This window comes from Nocardia miyunensis NBRC 108239 (assembly GCF_001613065.1).
GTDB lineage: Bacteria > Actinomycetota > Actinomycetes > Mycobacteriales > Mycobacteriaceae > Nocardia > Nocardia miyunensis.
This window is the reverse complement of record NZ_BDBQ01000123.1, coordinates 18,730-34,409: the sequence shown is the minus strand read 5'-3', so window position 1 is coordinate 34,409 and position 15,680 is coordinate 18,730. Positions and strand designations below refer to the sequence as shown.

Below are 15,680 nucleotides of genomic sequence, written 5' to 3'. Positions count from 1 at the left end.
GGCCGCGGCCCTTACGGTCCAGATGCACCACCCGCACGCCATCCAGCTCGGCCGCGAGGTAGTTCGCGACATCGAGGGTGGCGTCGGTGGAGGCGTTGTCGGCGATGGTGATCCGCGCGCTGAACGGGAATCCGTCGCCGAGGAACTCGTGCAGGCGGCGCACGCAGACGCCGAGATCACGTTCCTCGTTGTAGACGGGAATAACCACGTCCAGGACGGGCGCGGTAACCGCTGCGCCACTGCGGTTCGAAGCGGTAACGGTCGAAGTCTCGGTCATGTCACCAAGATTCGCCGGTCAGCCTTGGTAGGTACTGGATCGGAGCTGCGAGATACCTGGGAGCCGATCCACCGGGATCGTCACTGCTCGGGACGGGTGCGCGGCAGTACGACGGTGAACGTCGCACCCTCGCCCGGTGCACTGTCCACAGCGACCGTACCGCCGTGCGCGGTCACCAATGCCTGCACGATAGACAGGCCCAATCCGCTGCCGCCGCTGGCCCGCGCACGCGAGGCGTCGGTGCGATAGAACCGTTCGAACACGCGCGCGGCGGCCTCGGGCGCCAGCCCCGGGCCCTTGTCGCTCACCTCGATCCGCACGGCGTCCTCGCCGGGCGTCAGCCGCACCGTCACCGGCGTCCCCGGCGGAGTGTGCGCCATCGCGTTGCCGACCAGATTCGCCAGCACCTGCCGCAGCCGAGCCGCGTCGCCAGGCACCTCCAGCGTGCCCGAACCGGGCCGAACATCCAGTGCCACAGGGTGATCCGGTCCGTCCTGCTTGGCGTTCATCGCCTGCGCGCCGTGCACCACGTCACCGGCCAACGCCAGCATGTCCACCGACACCGATTCCAGCGGACGCTGCGCGTCCATGCGGGCCAGCATCAGCAGATCCTCCACCAGCAGGCCCATCCGACCCGCCTCGGCCTCGATACGTTCGAGCACCAGTTGCGGATCCTGGCTCGCGCCCTGGCGATACAGTTCGGCGAAACCGCGGATGGTCGTCAACGGGGTGCGCAGTTCGTGGCTGGCGTCGGCGACGAACTGCCGCATCTTGGCCTCCGAACGTCGCGCCGCCTCCTCCGAGGCCTCGGTCGCGGTGACGCCGTGCTGGATCTGGGTGAGCATCACGTTGAGCGAACGGGCGAGATGATCGACCTCGGTGTCCACGTCACGCACCGGGACGCGACGGCTCAGATCACCACCGGCGATCGCGGCCGCGGTCTCCTCCACCTGGCTCAGCGGGCGCAGACTGCGCCGGACCACCAGATAGCCGCCCGCGCCGAGCAGGACCAGCGCGCCCACGGTGGTGGCGATCTCGAATCCGATCAGTTTCGAGACGGTGTCGACATTGTCGTCGAGCGGCAGGCCGATGATGGTCGAACCGTGTGCGTTGGTGGTCAGCAGAACGCGCCAGTTGGTGTCCGAACCGTCGGAGGACGGCACCGTCACCGGCGTGTGCGCGGTCAGCCCGGACAGTTTCGGCATCGACGCGGTCTTGTCGGGCTGAATGCGATACAGCTCCCCATCGGGACCGCGACGCAGCTCGAAGAAACGGTGCGGTTGCTCGGCCGAGGACAGTCTCTCCGGCGGGGCGTTCACATCCGCGGGCACCCAGGTCATCTCTCCGTCGCCGGTGCTGATCAACTTCATCGGCGTGGGCCGGGCCCAGGTGTGCGCGGCGTCGAACAACTGCTCGTCGGTGCGGTCGGTCAGGGATTTCGACAGCGAGGAGGTCACCGCGATTCCGGAGGCGGCCAGGACCACCCCGGCCAGGCTCACCATGGCGACGACCAGCGCGATACGCAGCGGAACCGCCGACACACGCCGGCCAAGCATCGCCCGGGTGCGCCGGAATACGGTAGTCACCGGCCTATCTCTACCGAGCGAAGCTGGGAGATTCCTGCAAGGCGACTGCGCATTTCCTGCAGACGCATCAGCGGACCGCGAGATGTTCGGTGAGCCGGTCCAGATAGGGCCGCTGCCCCGCGCCGAGCTTGTCGTGCGCGATGGCCGTATCGAACCACTCGGCGCGATCGATCTCCGGGAACTGCCGCATCCGGCCCGATCGCGGCGGCCATTCCATCTCGAAGATACCCGGATTCACCTGTGTGGTATCGAGATTCGCCTCGACCGCCCAGACGGTGACCTCTTTCTTGCCGCGACCGCTGCCGTATCGAACCTCGCCGAGTTCGATCCACTCCCCATCGGGCACCGGCATTCCCAGTTCCTCGGTGAATTCCCGCGCCGCCGCCGCCCGCGCGACCTCGGACTCCGGATCGTATTCCCCCTTGGGAATCGACCAGGCCCCCAGGTCCTTGCGAGCCCACAGCGGACCGCCCATATGCCCGAGCAGCACCTCGATCCCGGACGCGCGGCGGAACAGCAGTACTCCGGCGCTGAATTTCATGGCCGGAGTCTATATTTCACGCTCAGGCCCGTACCGGACGCCCGGACGCTCGGGAATCCGCCGCGGCGGCCACCCTACGATGTGGTGATGGCCGGACCGAAGCGAGTGATCCTCGCCCTGGGCAGCGGTGGCGCCCGGGGGTACGCGCACGTGGGCGTCATCCGGGAGTTGCAGGCGCGTGGGTTCGAGATCGCCGGTGTCGCCGGATCGTCGATGGGCGCATTGGTGGGCGGTGTGTTCGCCGCCGGGAAGCTGGAGGATTACACGGACTGGGCGACCACGCTGAATCAGTTCGAGGTGGTGCGCCTGCTGGATCCCTCGTTCTCCGAGCCCGGCGCGATCCGCGCGGCGAAGATCCTGGGCCGCATCCGGGAAATGCTGGGCGACACCCTCATCGAGGAACTCCCGATCCCCTACACAGCCGTCGCCACCGATCTGACCAGCGGCCGATCGGTGTGGTTCCAGCACGGTCCGGTCGATACCGCCATCCGCGCGTCCATCGCGATTCCCGGGGTCATCTCACCGTTGGTGATCGGTGAGCGGGTGCTGGCCGACGGCGGCATCCTCGACCCGCTCCCGGTGGTCCCGACCCTGGCCATCCAGGACGCCGACATCACCATCGGCGTCAGCCTCACCGGCAACGATCCGCTCCCCGGCCCTCCGCACGACAGGACCGCGCCCAAAGAGCCCGGCGCGATCGACGAATGGGTCGACCGCATCCGCCGCGGCGCCGCCCAGATGACCTCGACCATCATCGGCCGCTTCGGCGGAACACCGCAGATCATCGGCGAGCCCCACCATCGGGTAGCCGAAACCTCGCCCGCCGCACCGAGACTGGGCCGCGTCGACCTGCTCAACCGCTCCCTCGACGTCATGCAGGCTGCCCTGACCCGTCACCAGCTGGCCGCCCAGCCCCCGGACCTGCTGATCGAAATCCCCCGCTCGATCTGCCGCACCCTGGACTTCCACCGCGCCGCCGAGGTCATCGCCGGGGGCCGCGAGATCACCGCCGCGGCACTGGATGCGGCTGGTTTGCCAGGACCGACAGCGGCGGTATCCGAGCCGCGGAATCAGCCGGAAATCGCCGCGCCCGAAACGGGCTCCGAGTCCGATGCGACCGGATCTCGTTGAACCACAAGAAATTACAGTCGGGATGACAGGATTTGAACCTGCGACCCTCCGCTCCCAAAGCGGATGCGCTACCAAGCTGCGCTACATCCCGGAGGATCCGAATGGACCACAGAGCGGGTGACGGGAATCGAACCCGCACCATCAGCTTGGAAGGCTGAGGTTCTACCATTGAACTACACCCGCAGGCACACGACACCGACGGGATCGCCTCGATGTCGTCTGCGACTGAGACTGTACCGAACCTCACTTCGGAAATGCCAATCGCCCTGCCAGGGGCGGTGCCACACCGCGATATCACCCGGATGGGACCGTCGCGAATCGGGCGCGCCCGATGTGGACGAGACGGATGTCACATCAATCACCCACCAGGTCGACACGATGTGTTCGGCGCGTCGCGGAAGACACGCTGGGCGCGGGCGTAACACCGCAGCTCTCGTGACGATGACCTACTCGTTGCCATTCGCCGAATTCCCGAAGAGGTTGGAAAACAGCATTTTTCGGAGTCGGGTGGCTTGCTAGGATCCTTTTTGCCGGACGGGGGTATCTGGAAAGGGGGCGGTGAGCATGCACCGAGCTAGGTGGAGCGGACCGCATAGCAGTAGGCACGATCCGGAGGGTTGTCGTCCGGAGAGCACAGTCGGCGCGCCCGCCGCGCCCCGTGACGTCTGCGTGAGGTGAGCGCCATGCTCACCGAACTCGATCCCGTGACCGCCGCCGCGGTCGCCACGACGTCTCGGGACTGGGTCTCCGCGGTCTATCGCAGCAGCGGGCTGACCGTCCCGCCCGAACATCTCCAGCGAGTGTTCGCCTCGCTCATCAACGAACTACTCGATCTGGCCCGTTCTGAGCCGTTCCCGGTCCGGTCGGCCCGCAGCATCGGGCGGCGGCTGGCCGAGGCGCCCTTCGACCGCACCCGCATGCTCGCTCCCGCCAGCCGCGCTCTACTCGGCTTCGCACCCGGATATCACGGTTCGCTCGTGGCCACCCGCTGGCCGCTCGTGGCCAGTCACGCCATCGAGAGTTACGCCGAGGCGCTGCAGCAGCAGGCGCTCGAGCAGCAGGAGGCCAACCTCGAGGAGCGGGTCTCGGTGCGGGTCCAGGAGATCGCGGAGCTGCACCACCAGCTACGTCACGAGGCCACCCACGACGCGCTCACCGATCTGGCCAATCGCTCCCTCCTACAGGAGCGGGTGCGCCTGATGGCGGCGGACCGTTCGCGCGGCGTCGGCCTGCTGCTGATCGACGTGGACGATTTCAAACAGATCAACGACCGATACGGGCACAGCGTCGGAGACGAAGTGCTGGTGGAGATTTCGCGTCGGCTACGGGTCACCTGCCCGCAGGACACGGTGGCCTGCCGGTACGGCGGCGACGAATTCGTGCTGGCGCTCTCGGCTCGCCGCAACACCCTCGGTGACGTGGCAATGCGGGTGCTGGCCGCGCTGAACGATCCGGTGCCCACCGCCTCGGGCCCGGTTCCAGTGTCGGCGAGCGTCGGCACCGCGTACTGCCCGCCCGGACGCGCCTGTGAGTTCTCCGACCTGCTACGCAGCGCCGACCGAGCCATGTATTCGGCGAAAACCGCGGGTAAGCGGCGATTCGCGGTTTCCGAACCGGAGGACGAGGAGTCCGAGCCGGGAGTGCTCGTCCCCGCGCGGCTGCCGTACGACGTGGCCGCAGCGGGGTAACAGCAACTGGGCGGCTATCGGATCCGCGTACCCTGGACGGCGTGATGGTACTCCTGGTCATCCTGGTCGTCGTCCTCGTGGTCTTCCTGGTGATGAGCTTCGCCGGTCGAAACACCGCACGTGGGCACCAAGCGACCCAGCTCGCCGACGCCAAGGCCGATGCCCGTCGGCTCATCGAACGTCTCGGCGGGCAGGTCTACAACCTCACGGGGACCGATCAGGCATCCAAACAGGCCCTCGCCGACGCCGGTGAGCGGCTCAACGCCGCCGGATCTCAGATCGATCAGGCGTCCACGGTCGCGCAGGCCCACCTGGCGAAGGAGACCGCGCTCGAAGGGCTCTACTACGTCCGGGCCGCGCGGACCGTGATGGGCATTGATCCGGGGCCGCCGGTTCCCGAACTCGACGGACAGCGTTCGGCCGGGCGGGTCTCGGAGGATCGCACGGTCGACTTCGACGGCCGCCGCGTTCAGGCATCGCCCATGCCCTCACCGCAGACACCGAACTACTACCCGGGCGGTCGCGTCGCCGGACGACCCGTCCCGGCCGGGTGGTACTCCGAGCCGTGGTGGAAGACCGCGCTGGTGGCGGGGGCCTGGGGCGTGGGCTCGGCGCTGCTGTTCGACACCCTCTTCCACGGCATGTCGGGCGTGGGATACGACGCCGCCGGTTTCGAGGGCGGCTACGGCTCGGGCTATGACGACGGATTCGCCGCCGGCCAGGATTATCAGGCCGGTTACGACCAATCCGGTTACGACAATGGCGGCTACGACCAAGGTGGCTACGACCAGGGCGGATACGACCAGAGCGGTTGGGACGGAGGCGGTTTCGACGGCGGCGGAGGTTTCGACGGCGGCGACTGGGGCGGCGGCGGATTCGACGGCAGTTTCTGAGCGCGTCGCCCCGAACACCCCGTGCGGCCCAGCCTCGACAGCAGTTCCTGAGCGCGTCGCCCCGCGCGGCCTCGCCTCGAGGCTGTGACGCAGCTCAGACCCTCAGTGGCGGTTCAGTATTCACACTTCAGCGACGTATGTGCTGAGCCCCGGCGTAAAGCGTCGGCTACTTCCCTACGGCCGACCGCCCCGCCGATGACGACCTGGCCCGCGCGAGTTCGGTGATCGCACTGGTCGCATGCCGGTCGAACCTGTCCCGGGAGATGTCCAGCGCACCGTCGAGCCAGGGCCGGTACAGGAAGGCCAGCGCACCGAAAATAGCGTGCGCGTTGAGCAGGATATCGGTGTCGTCCGGCGGGTTCCGCTTCCCCTGGGCACCGGCCAGACTCAGCGCGATCGGCGCGGTGAACTCGACGATGAGCTCGTTGCCGCGCTCCCCCAGCGCCAGGGTCGCCTGCGACTCCACGAACATGATCCGCCCGCGCCGCGGATCCTCGTCCATGTAGTCGGTGAAGCGCGACACCACATGCGCGAAGACCTTTTCCGGCTCGGGCGGCGCGTCGGCCAGTGCAGCGAGCAGCCGATCGCGGGCGCCGAGCACGACCTCGTCCAGGATGGCCAGTTGCAGCGCGTCGAGGTTCGCGAAGCTCTCGTAGAAATACCGCTCGGTGAGGCTCGCGGCACGGCATACCGCACGCATCGACATCCCCGCCGCTCCGATGGTCCCCATCAGATCCAATCCGGCGTCGAGCAGCTGCCGACGGCGGGTGGCGGTGCGGTCGGCGGGCTCGCGCCCCCGCCAGCGCCGGGCCTCGCCCTTGGGCTCCTCGGTGTCGGTCGGCATGTGTGTCCTCTCACAACAATTTCACCGGAAAGATGTTGACATCACCCGCTGTTGACAGCATGTGATGTCGATAATTATCCTGGCAAGTGTAACCCCCCGCGATTCGAGCGAATTCAGGGCTCTGCCTACACCTTTCGGTGTCGAGCATTTCGAGGAGAAGCCATGAAGTTCGGCCAGGCAGCACAGTCGGTGGTGCTGAACATCCTGCGTCCCGGCGGGCTGTTGTCGGCGGTGCAGATCCAGCGCCAGGCACAGCTCACCGGATGGAGCACTCGGAACGCACTAGCGCGCTTACAGGCCCGCGGCCTGATCGTCGCCATTCCCTACAAGGGGTGCTGGCAGATCAGCGAACGTGGCCGCGCACTCGCGCTCACCACCCGCGCACCGCACTGATCGGGTCGTCCAGCGGCGAACTGTCAGCCGGGCTGACAGGCGGGGCACCAGAACAGGTTTCGACCCTCCATCACCGCGTGCACGACGGTGGCGCCGCACATGCGGCACGGTTCGCCGACCCGGCGATACACGTAGGTGCGCGGCCGGTCGGCGGCGTAAGACGGTGCGCCGTGGTCGTGTTCGGGGCGCACCACGTGCATCTTGCCGCGACGCACCCCGACCCGCATGAGCTCGACCAGATCGGTCCACAGCTCGTCCCATTCGGCCCAGCTCAGTTCACGGCCGGGGCGATGCGGCGAAATCCCATGGCGGAACAGCAATTCCGCGCGGTAGACGTTACCGACCCCGGCCAGCACCTTCTGATCCATCAGCAACGCCCCCAGCGGACGAGCCGAACGCCGGATGCGCTCCCAGGCCAGCGAAGGATCGGCGTTGCGGCGCAACGGATCCGGACCCAATCGCGCGGTCAGGGCCGCGACCTCAGGCTCGTGCAGCACCTCGCAGGCGGTCGGCCCGCGCAGATCCGTTCCGTACAGCTGCTCACCGGCGCGACCGGCGCCGGCCATCCGCATCCGCACCTGGCCCACCGGATCACCCAGCGGCCCGGCCGATTCGACGAAGGTCCCGTACAACCCCAGGTGCACGTGCACGGCCAGGCCCGAATCATAGTGGTGCAGTAGATGTTTCCCCCACGCCTCCGCGCGCACGAGCACCCGCCCGTCGACCAGCGCGGCCCCCTCGGCGAATCGGCCCTGCGGACTGGACACCCGCACCGCTCCCCCGGCGAACCGCTGATGATGCAGCTTCGCCAGCCGATGCAGCGTATGCCCCTCCGGCATGCCCCGTCCTCACCTCATCCTTCACCCGAGACCGATACAACTCACCACAGCCGCGCACCCCGCCCGGCGAGCCGTGAACGGGGTGCGATCGACTCCTGGTGGTGCGATCAGCCGGCGGGAAGCTCCGGCGCAGTACCGGTCTTCTCGTATTCGGAGATGATATCGATGCGACGCTGGTGACGCGGCTCGTCCGACCACTTGGTGGCCAGGAAGGCATCGACGATCGCCAACGCCTCGGGCACCGTGTGCATCCGGCCGCCGATGCCCATCAGCTGAGCGTTGTTGTGCTGACGGGCCAGCTGCGCGGTCTCCACGCTCCAGGCCAGTGCGCAACGCGCGCCGGGCACCTTGTTCGCGGCGATCTGCTCACCGTTCCCGCTACCACCGAGCACGATGCCGAGACTGCCCTCGTCGGCGACCACGCGCCGCGCGGCATCGATGCAGAACGCCGGGTAGTCGTCGACGGCGTCGTATTCGTGTGCGCCGCAGTCGACCACCTCGTGGCCAGCCTGCTTCAGGTGGTCTTTGATGTGATTCTTCAGCTCGAAGCCGGCATGGTCGGCACCCAGGTATACGCGCATGGCAGCGATTGTGTCAGGCCCCACCCGCCGCTCCGACGCGGGGCCGACGGCGGATTTCTATAGAGTTCACGGCATGCAGCCCGAGCACCAACTGCCGCCGTCGACATCGCAGCAACCACCGGGCTGGAATCCGGTCACCGGGATGTCCGGCTGGGATCCGCGGCTGGGCCCACCCGGCTGGACCACGCAGGCGCCCTACACACCGCCGCAGCCGCCGGTCGTGCAGCAGGCCCGGGGTCTGTCGCCGTACGGCATGCCCGCCCGGCACAGCTGGGAGATCCCGATGCTGATCGTCGTGATCGTGGTGACCGTGCTGGCCTATCTCGTGACCTCGCTGCTGGTGCTGCTCGGCCTGATCAACCAGTACACGCTGGCATTCCTGGCCGCGCCGATCCTGCTGTGGTTCGGCCGCGGCGCGAACTACGCGATGCAGCGGGTCAACGCGGTGAAGATGTCGCCGACCCAGTTCCCCGAGGGCTACCGGATGGTGGCCGAGGCGGCCACGCGCTACGGCATGCCCACCGTTCCCGAAGCCTATGTGGTGCTGGGCAACGGGCAGATCAACGCCTTCGCCTCCGGCCACGGTTTCCGCCGGTACGTCTGCGTGTACAGCGATATGTTCGAGGTCGGCGGCCGGGCCCGCGACCCCGACGCGCTGGCGTTCATCATCGGCCACGAAGTCGGCCACATCGCCGCCGGACACACCTCGTACTGGCGCAATCTCGGCATGTTCCTGTCGCCGTTCCTGCCGATCCTGGGCAACGCCCTGAGCCGCGCCCAGGAGTACACCGCGGACAATCACGGCTACTGCAACCGGCACATGGGCGCGCCCGGCGCGATGCGCGTATTGGCCGCGGGAAAGTATCTGAACCCACTGGTCGACATCAACGAGATGGCCGACCGTGCCCCGCGGGAGAAGGGCTTGTTCATCTGGGTCGCCAACGCGATGTCCTCGCATCCCGTACTGACCTGGCGGATCTGGGCACTGCGCGACCGCGGCCGCCACGGGAAACTGTTCCTGCGCCCCAGCGCGCCGATTCCGGTGCAGCACAACGGGACTCAGCTGCCCGGCTATCCGCCGCCTGGGCATTACACCGAGATTCCGAGCAACGTGCGCTGACCGCCCGCTCGTCACGGCCGCGCGACCCCGGCCACAAGCGCGGCTCCCGCGCGAGATTCCGCCCGAACATCCCGTGAGCGGCACAGCTCGAACGCCCCCGCACGGGGCGCATCGTGACGGATCATGATGCGCCCCAATGGGATTCAGTCGAAGACCGGTCCCTCGGTACGGGTCCGCTTGAGTTCGAAGAAGTGCGGATACGAGGCCAGGGCGACCGCGCCGTCCCAGACCTTGCCGGCTTCCTCGCCGCGCGGGATGCGGGAGATCACCGGGCCGAAGAAGGCCACGTCGTTGATGTGGATGGTCGGGGTGCCCACGTCCGGACCGACCTTGTCCATCCCGGCGTGGTGGCTGATCCGCAGCGCCTCGTCGTACTCGGTGCTGTCGGCGGCCTCGGCCAGTTCCGCGGGCAGACCGACCTCGTCGAGCGCCTCCTTGATGACCAGGGCGAACGACTCGGCGCGATCCTCGCGCTCGTACTCTTCCTTGCGGTTGTGGATGCGGGTGCCCATCGCGGTGTAGAGCGGGGCGAGCACCTCGTCACCGTGCTTCTGCGCGGCGGCGATGGCCACGCGCACCGGAGCCCAGGCGGACTTCATCATCTCCACATACCGTTCGGGCAGACCCTCGCGTCCCTCGTTGAGCACCGCCAGGCTCATCACGTGGAAATTGGCCTCGATATCGCGGACCTTCTCGACCTCCAGAATCCAGCGGGAGGTGATCCAGCACCAGGGGCACAGCGGATCGAACCAGAAGTCCACCCGGTCCTTGGCTCCGGTTGTCGCATCGCTCACGTCGCAGTCCTCTCCAAAGTTCACCAGCGGTGATGCACTACCACCGTCAATTCTGATCAACGACGGAAAGTTCCGGATATTTCCCGACCGTGTCGGTGGGTCGCAGTAGGGTCGGACACGACCTGGTCACCGTCGCACGGAGGGTTCGCATGAGCACAGATTCCAGGTTCGTCATCGTCGGCGGCGGTCTCGCCGCGGGCAAGCTCGCCGAAAATCTGCGCTCCGCCGATTTCGCCGGTGCGCTGACACTGATCGCCGCGGAGGATCATCTGCCGTACGAGCGGCCCCCGCTGTCCAAGGAACATCTGCTCGGCAAACAGGCACTGGCCGATTTCACGGTGCAGCCCGCAGAGTGGTATCGCGAGCACGATGTCGAGTTGCTGCTGGGCACCACCGTGGCCGGAATCGATCGCGCGTCGAAAACCGTTGCGCTGCCGGATGGTTCGACCCTTCGCTACGACAAACTCGCACTGGCGACCGGATCGCGTCCGCGGCGGCTGCCGCTGCCCGGGGCCGATGCCCAGGGCGTATATCACCTGCGGACCATCGAGGATTCCGATGCGCTGATCGAGCTGTTCGGCTCGGCCCGGCGGCTGGCGGTGGTCGGCGCGGGCTGGATCGGACTGGAGGTCACCGCGGCGGCCCGCGCGGCGAACGTCGAGGTGACGATGCTGGAGACCGAATCGGTTCCGCTGCGCGCCGCGCTCGGCCCGGAGATGGGCCAGGTCTTCGCCGAGTTGCATCGCTCGCACGGGGTGGATCTGCGCTGCGCGGTCCGGGTCGCGGAGATCGTCACCGATCAGGGCCGCGCCAGCGGAGTCCGGCTGGACGACGACACCGTCATCGAGGCCGATGCGGTGCTCGTGGCCGTCGGCGCGCGGCCCAATACCGATCTGGCCGCCGACGCCGGGATCACGGTCGAGGGCGGGGTCCTGGTCGACGAGTCCCTGGCCACGAGCGATCCGGATATCGTCGCCGTCGGCGATATCGCCGATCAGCAGCATCCGGTGCTGGGCCGGCGAATCCGGGTGGAGCACTGGGCCACCGCGCTCAATCAGCCCGAGGTGGCCGCGCAGACCATGCTGGGCGTTCCGGCCGTCTACGACCGGGTTCCGTACTTCTTCACCGATCAGTACGACCTGGGCATGGAGTACACCGGCTACGTCGGCCCGGATCAGGAGACCACCGTCGTGGTGCGCGGAAATACCTCCGGCCGCGAGTTCGTCGCCTTCTGGCTGGACTCCGGCAACCGGGTGCTGGCCGGGATGAATGTCAACGTCTGGGATGTCACCGACCGCATCAAGGAACTCATCCGGGCAGGTGAACCGGTCGATCCTCAGCGACTGGCCGACACCTCCACAGAGTTGTGACGCACGTCACTTAGTGGATGCGATGATTTTCGCCCCCCGGCTCCGACCTACCGGAAAACACCGATGCGAAGCAAAGGCACGCAGCATTGTTCGCGGCTCGTCTCGCCGACGAACACGAGCCGGGTAATGACGTGGCGACAACGTCGAGATGGCGTCCCGGCGGGATCGTGCGGCTGGCCGATGCCGAGCAAAGGCGAACAGATTCAGGAGCCGACCGTGAAGTACATGCTGTTGAAGACCTATGCGCCCGCCGAGTACTGCGACACCCCGATCACCGAGTGGACGCCGGAGGAGATCGCCGCGCACATCGATTTCCAGCGCATGCTGGGCGAACAGTTGCGCGACTCCGGTGAGCTCGTCGACGCCCAGGGCCTGGCCTACCCGGACCAGGCGCGGGTGGTCAGCTCCGACGGCCGCTCCGCGCCGGTGGTGACCGATGGGCCGTTCCCCGAGACCAAGGAGTTCCTGGCCGGATACTGGATCGTCGACGTCGACACCCCCGAGCGCGCTGTCGCGATCGCCGCGCAAGCCTCGGCCGCTCCCGGGCCGGGCGGCAAACCCATCGGCGAACGCATCGAAGTCCGTCAGGTGATGGACGCCCCCGCCGTCGACTCGTGACCGAATCATTCTCCACCGCATAGGGATCCGAGAGCATGGACACCCCGGACACACCATCGGACTGCAAGGACATGCCGTCGCCGAATCCTGAACGCGTTGCACCGGAACGTCATCCGGCTACCGGCCACGATCCGGTATCACCTGTCCCCCATCCGGGAACCTCCCGGACCGAGGCGTCGACCTCACGCTCCGATACGAGCACGAGATCGAGTCACACAGAGGCCGATCGGCACGATGTCGAGATCGCGTACCTCTTGCGGGAAGTGGCTCCGACGGTGCTCGGGGTGCTGGCGCGGCGGTTCGGGGACTTCGATGCGGCCGAGGACGCGGTGCAGGAGGCGATGCTGGCGGCCACGACGCAGTGGCCAGAGGCCGGTCTGCCGGACAATCCCCGGGCCTGGTTGATCCAGGTCGCACAGCGACGGATGACCGACGCGGTGCGGGCCGACATCGCCCGGCGCAACCGCGAGGTCACCGCCGCGACGCGAGAAGCGCAGCCGCACAACGATATCGAGCCCGCGCGCGAGGACACCCTCACACTGTTGCTGCTGTGCTGCCATCCCGCGCTGTCACCGGCGAGCGCGATCGCACTGACCCTGCGCGCGGTGGGCGGGCTCACCACCGAGGAGATCGCCCACGCCTTCCTGATTCCGGAAACAACAATGGCGCAACGGATTTCGCGAGCGAAGAAACGTCTCGCGACTCTGGAACGCCCCTTCGCCCTCTCGGAGCGAACCGAGACCGCCGCGTGGACCGATCGACGTGAATCGGTGCTGCACGTGCTGTACCTGATGTTCACCGAGGGCCACACCGCCTCGACGGGCCGGACCGTGCACCGCGCCGATCTTGCCACCGAGGCGATCCGGCTGACCCGGATCGCCCACCGTCTCCTCCCGGACGACCCCGAGGTAACCGCCCTGCTCGCCCTGATGCTGCTCACCGACGCCCGCCGCGCGGCCCGCACCGGCCCCAGCGGCGAGTTGATCCCGCTGCCCGAACAGAACCGAACCCGCTGGAACCGCGCACAACTCACCGAGGGCATCCGGCTGGCCACCACGGCCATCACCACCGGCCTGGACGGCCCCTACCGCCTCCAAGCCGCCATCGCGGCCCTGCACGCCCAGGCCCGCCACGCCGAAGACACCGACTGGCCCCGAATCCTGTTGCTGTACAACAAATTGGAGGCCCGCACCCCCAACCCGATGATCACCCTGAACCGCGCGATAGCCACGGCCATGGTCCACGGCCCCGCCGCGGCCCTGGCAATGACAACCGATCTGGAGCCCGCCCTGTCCGGCACCCACCGCCTCGACGCGGTCCGAGGCCACCTCCACGAAATGGCAGGAAACCACCCCGAAGCCATCGCCTGCTACACCGCCGCGGCCCGCCACACAACCAGCACCCCCGAACGCGACTACCTGCTCCTGCGCGCCGCCAGGTCGCGGACTGCACTAATGTCTGGGCGAGATCCCGATCGCTGATCCCGCGCCTATCGGACATGGATGCAACCCAGGTCAGCGGTCAGCTGCGGCAGGCTGCTGAGCAGGAAGTCACCGACTGCAACACCAGGAGCCCCTATGAGTTTGCACAATGAGCTGGTTGAGCTCGCAGCGGAAATGGAAGTGCCGGAGGGTTTCCGGGCCGATGCCAAGGGGGAGGTAATCGTCGTATCGCCACAACGGTCCGAGCATTGGCGAATCATCTCCGACATCGATTTCCGCATCCGGCTGAATGCTCCGAGCCTGCGGACCACCTCCGATGTCAAGATTCCTGGCACCGGCGAGCGAGCCAAGGCCCCGGATGTCGGCATCTTCCACAGAAATGCGGAATTGCATGCCTCCAAGGCACTGGCCTTCGTCGAGGTTGTCGCGGACAGCAGCAGGGAAACCGACTACGTGGACAAGACGAGCATCTACGCCACAGGTGGTGTCCCGGTATATCTGATCGTCGACCCAGATCGCGAGCTATGGACGTTGCACACGACACCGACCGAAAACCGTTACCGCAACACAACGACCAACCCCATCAACGTACCGATCGAAATCGCCGGGGTATCAGTGGAACTCAACAACTGAGCATCCCGCTCCGCTGATCCGAACTCGACATCGCCGCAGGAGCTATCCTCCCGATCGGAAACGTGCGGATCAGGACTGCGGGGAGGTCCAGGGTTTTCCGGTGATGAGCTCGTACGCCTCCTGGTACTTCTGGCGGGTGGCGGTGGCGATGTCGTCCGGGATCTCGGGGCCCGGGTACTCCTTGTTCCAGCCGGTGGAGGTGGACCAGTCTCGGACGAACTGTTTGTCGAAGGAGGGCTGGGGATGGCCGGGCTGCCACTGGGCGGCGGGCCAGTAGCGGGAGGAGTCGGAGGTGAGGACCTCGTCGCCGAGGGTGAGAACGTCTGCGTCCCAGCCGAATTCGACCTTCGTATCGGCGATGATCACACCGCGTTCGGCGGCGTGGGCCGCGCCGCGGGTGTAGATCTCGAGGGTCAGGTCGCGCAGGCGTTCGGCCACCTCGCGGCCCTCCTGGGCGACGACGTCGTCGAAGGTGATCGGCTCATCGTGGCCCACCGATGCCTTGGTGGTCGGGGTGAAGATCGGCTCGGGCAGCCGGTCGCCCTCGCGCAGACCCGGCGGCAGCGCGATGCCCGAGACCGAGCCGGTGCGCTGGTACTCCTTCAGACCCGAGCCCGACAGGTAACCGCGTGCGATGCATTCCACCTGCACCATCTTCAACGACTTCACCCGGACCGCGCGTCCGGCGAATTCCGCGGGCACATCCGTGGTCGACAGCACGTGGTTCGGGATGCCGGACAGATGGTCGAACCACCAGTTCGACAGCTGCGTCAGCAGCGCGCCCTTGTCGGGGATCGGCGTCGGCAGCACCACGTCGTAGACCGAGACCCGGTCCGAGGCGACCAGGATCAGCGAATCGCCGTCCTCGTACAGATCGCGCACCTTACCCGCGTGGATGTGCTTCAACTGTCCTCCTCGTATGCGCGCCGG

17 protein-coding genes and 2 tRNA genes are annotated in these 15,680 nt (G+C 67.3%); 9 read left to right on the top strand and 10 right to left on the bottom strand.

The annotated features are described in order from the left end of the window. The 3 genes from NM2_RS42915 to NM2_RS42905 all read right to left on the bottom strand — a co-directional run. Window positions 1–277, bottom strand: a 277-nt coding sequence (locus NM2_RS42915; RefSeq protein WP_157121810.1) for a glycosyltransferase, incomplete at its 3' end; no start/stop codon positions are given. Between the two features lie 80 nt (window positions 278–357). After that, window positions 358–1,833, bottom strand: coding sequence for a sensor histidine kinase (locus tag NM2_RS42910; protein ID WP_067682499.1), 1,476 nt, complete (start codon window positions 1,831–1,833; stop codon window positions 358–360). 97 nt (window positions 1,834–1,930) lie between these two features. Further along, complete coding sequence (locus NM2_RS42905) at window positions 1,931–2,404, bottom strand: NUDIX hydrolase (protein WP_067682496.1); 474 nt, start codon at window positions 2,402–2,404, stop codon at window positions 1,931–1,933. 87 nt (window positions 2,405–2,491) lie between these two features. Between NM2_RS42905 and NM2_RS42900 the strand changes: the two genes are divergently transcribed. Beyond that, window positions 2,492–3,535, top strand: coding sequence for a patatin-like phospholipase family protein (locus NM2_RS42900; RefSeq protein ID WP_067682524.1), 1,044 nt, complete (start codon window positions 2,492–2,494; stop codon window positions 3,533–3,535). Window positions 3,536–3,552: 17 nt separating this feature from the next. Here NM2_RS42900 and NM2_RS42895 read toward each other — a convergent pair. Continuing rightward, window positions 3,553–3,626, bottom strand: a tRNA-Pro gene (locus NM2_RS42895). A 21-nt stretch (window positions 3,627–3,647) separates the two neighbouring features. Continuing rightward, window positions 3,648–3,718 (bottom strand) — tRNA-Gly (locus tag NM2_RS42890). Between the two features lie 500 nt (window positions 3,719–4,218). Here NM2_RS42890 and NM2_RS42885 point away from each other — a divergent pair. Together NM2_RS42885 and NM2_RS42880 are read left to right on the top strand one after the other, a co-directional pair. Beyond that, window positions 4,219–5,223, top strand: a complete 1,005-nt coding sequence (locus NM2_RS42885) for a GGDEF domain-containing protein (RefSeq protein ID WP_067682521.1) — start codon at window positions 4,219–4,221, stop codon at window positions 5,221–5,223. A gap of 32 nt (window positions 5,224–5,255) precedes the next feature. Continuing rightward, entirely contained in the window at window positions 5,256–6,116 is an 861-nt protein-coding gene (locus NM2_RS42880; RefSeq protein ID WP_067682493.1) for a GA module-containing protein, read from the top strand. Between the two features lie 166 nt (window positions 6,117–6,282). Here the strand turns inward: NM2_RS42880 and NM2_RS42875 are convergent, their stop codons facing one another. After that, on the bottom strand, window positions 6,283–6,960 hold the full coding sequence (locus NM2_RS42875; RefSeq protein ID WP_067682490.1) for a TetR/AcrR family transcriptional regulator: 678 nt from the start codon (window positions 6,958–6,960) through the stop codon (window positions 6,283–6,285). Between the two features lie 162 nt (window positions 6,961–7,122). Here NM2_RS42875 and NM2_RS42870 point away from each other — a divergent pair, with 162 nt between their 5' ends. Continuing rightward, entirely contained in the window at window positions 7,123–7,353 is a 231-nt protein-coding gene (locus NM2_RS42870; RefSeq protein ID WP_067682483.1) for a helix-turn-helix domain-containing protein, read from the top strand. 23 nt (window positions 7,354–7,376) lie between these two features. Here NM2_RS42870 and NM2_RS42865 read toward each other — a convergent pair whose 3' ends face one another. Further along, on the bottom strand, window positions 7,377–8,192 hold the full coding sequence (locus NM2_RS42865; RefSeq protein WP_067682480.1) for an Fpg/Nei family DNA glycosylase: 816 nt from the start codon (window positions 8,190–8,192) through the stop codon (window positions 7,377–7,379). A gap of 107 nt (window positions 8,193–8,299) precedes the next feature. Continuing rightward, window positions 8,300–8,773, bottom strand: coding sequence for a ribose-5-phosphate isomerase (locus tag NM2_RS42860; protein WP_067682477.1), 474 nt, complete (start codon window positions 8,771–8,773; stop codon window positions 8,300–8,302). Window positions 8,774–8,846: 73 nt separating this feature from the next. On the opposite strand from NM2_RS42860, the gene NM2_RS42855 reads away from it, so the two are divergent. Beyond that, window positions 8,847–9,893, top strand: coding sequence for a M48 family metallopeptidase (locus NM2_RS42855; protein WP_067682474.1), 1,047 nt, complete (start codon window positions 8,847–8,849; stop codon window positions 9,891–9,893). A gap of 143 nt (window positions 9,894–10,036) precedes the next feature. Here the strand turns inward: NM2_RS42855 and NM2_RS42850 are convergent, their stop codons facing one another. Next, a complete protein-coding gene (locus tag NM2_RS42850) occupies window positions 10,037–10,687 on the bottom strand; it encodes a mycothiol-dependent nitroreductase Rv2466c family protein (protein WP_067682471.1) in 651 nt (216 codons plus the stop codon). Window positions 10,688–10,836: 149 nt separating this feature from the next. On the opposite strand from NM2_RS42850, the gene NM2_RS42845 reads away from it, so the two are divergent. The 4 genes from NM2_RS42845 (at window position 10,837) to NM2_RS42830 (ending at window position 14,750) form a co-directional block, all read left to right on the top strand. Further along, window positions 10,837–12,057, top strand: a complete 1,221-nt coding sequence (locus tag NM2_RS42845) for an NAD(P)/FAD-dependent oxidoreductase (RefSeq protein WP_067682468.1) — start codon at window positions 10,837–10,839, stop codon at window positions 12,055–12,057. Between the two features lie 216 nt (window positions 12,058–12,273). Next, on the top strand, window positions 12,274–12,675 hold the full coding sequence (locus tag NM2_RS42840) for a YciI family protein (protein WP_174575753.1): 402 nt from the start codon (window positions 12,274–12,276) through the stop codon (window positions 12,673–12,675). A 254-nt stretch (window positions 12,676–12,929) separates the two neighbouring features. Next, window positions 12,930–14,156, top strand: coding sequence for an RNA polymerase sigma factor (locus tag NM2_RS42835; RefSeq protein WP_245718514.1), 1,227 nt, complete (start codon window positions 12,930–12,932; stop codon window positions 14,154–14,156). 102 nt (window positions 14,157–14,258) lie between these two features. After that, complete coding sequence (locus tag NM2_RS42830; protein WP_169816349.1) at window positions 14,259–14,750, top strand: Uma2 family endonuclease; 492 nt, start codon at window positions 14,259–14,261, stop codon at window positions 14,748–14,750. A 69-nt stretch (window positions 14,751–14,819) separates the two neighbouring features. Here NM2_RS42830 and NM2_RS42825 read toward each other — a convergent pair whose 3' ends face one another. After that, on the bottom strand, window positions 14,820–15,656 hold the full coding sequence (locus tag NM2_RS42825) for a phosphoribosylaminoimidazolesuccinocarboxamide synthase (protein WP_067682459.1): 837 nt from the start codon (window positions 15,654–15,656) through the stop codon (window positions 14,820–14,822). Window positions 15,657–15,680: the final 24 nt, after the last annotated feature.

Bases quoted from the DNA above. Each gene is read 5' to 3' on its own strand.
- NM2_RS42870 (WP_067682483.1), top strand. From the start codon at position 7,123: ATGAAGTTCGGCCAGGCAGCACAGTCGGTGGTGCTGAACATCCTGCGT.
- NM2_RS42905 (WP_067682496.1), bottom strand. From the start codon at position 2,404: ATGAAATTCAGCGCCGGAGTACTGCTGTTCCGCCGCGCGTCCGGGATC.
- NM2_RS42875 (WP_067682490.1), bottom strand. From the start codon at position 6,960: ATGCCGACCGACACCGAGGAGCCCAAGGGCGAGGCCCGGCGCTGGCGG.
- NM2_RS42845 (WP_067682468.1), top strand. From the start codon at position 10,837: ATGAGCACAGATTCCAGGTTCGTCATCGTCGGCGGCGGTCTCGCCGCG.
- NM2_RS42865 (WP_067682480.1), bottom strand. From the start codon at position 8,192: ATGCCGGAGGGGCATACGCTGCATCGGCTGGCGAAGCTGCATCATCAG.
- NM2_RS42860 (WP_067682477.1), bottom strand. From the start codon at position 8,773: ATGCGCGTATACCTGGGTGCCGACCATGCCGGCTTCGAGCTGAAGAAT.
- NM2_RS42885 (WP_067682521.1), top strand. From the start codon at position 4,219: ATGCTCACCGAACTCGATCCCGTGACCGCCGCCGCGGTCGCCACGACG.
- NM2_RS42855 (WP_067682474.1), top strand. From the start codon at position 8,847: ATGCAGCCCGAGCACCAACTGCCGCCGTCGACATCGCAGCAACCACCG.
- NM2_RS42910 (WP_067682499.1), bottom strand. From the start codon at position 1,833: ATGCTTGGCCGGCGTGTGTCGGCGGTTCCGCTGCGTATCGCGCTGGTC.
- NM2_RS42900 (WP_067682524.1), top strand. From the start codon at position 2,492: ATGGCCGGACCGAAGCGAGTGATCCTCGCCCTGGGCAGCGGTGGCGCC.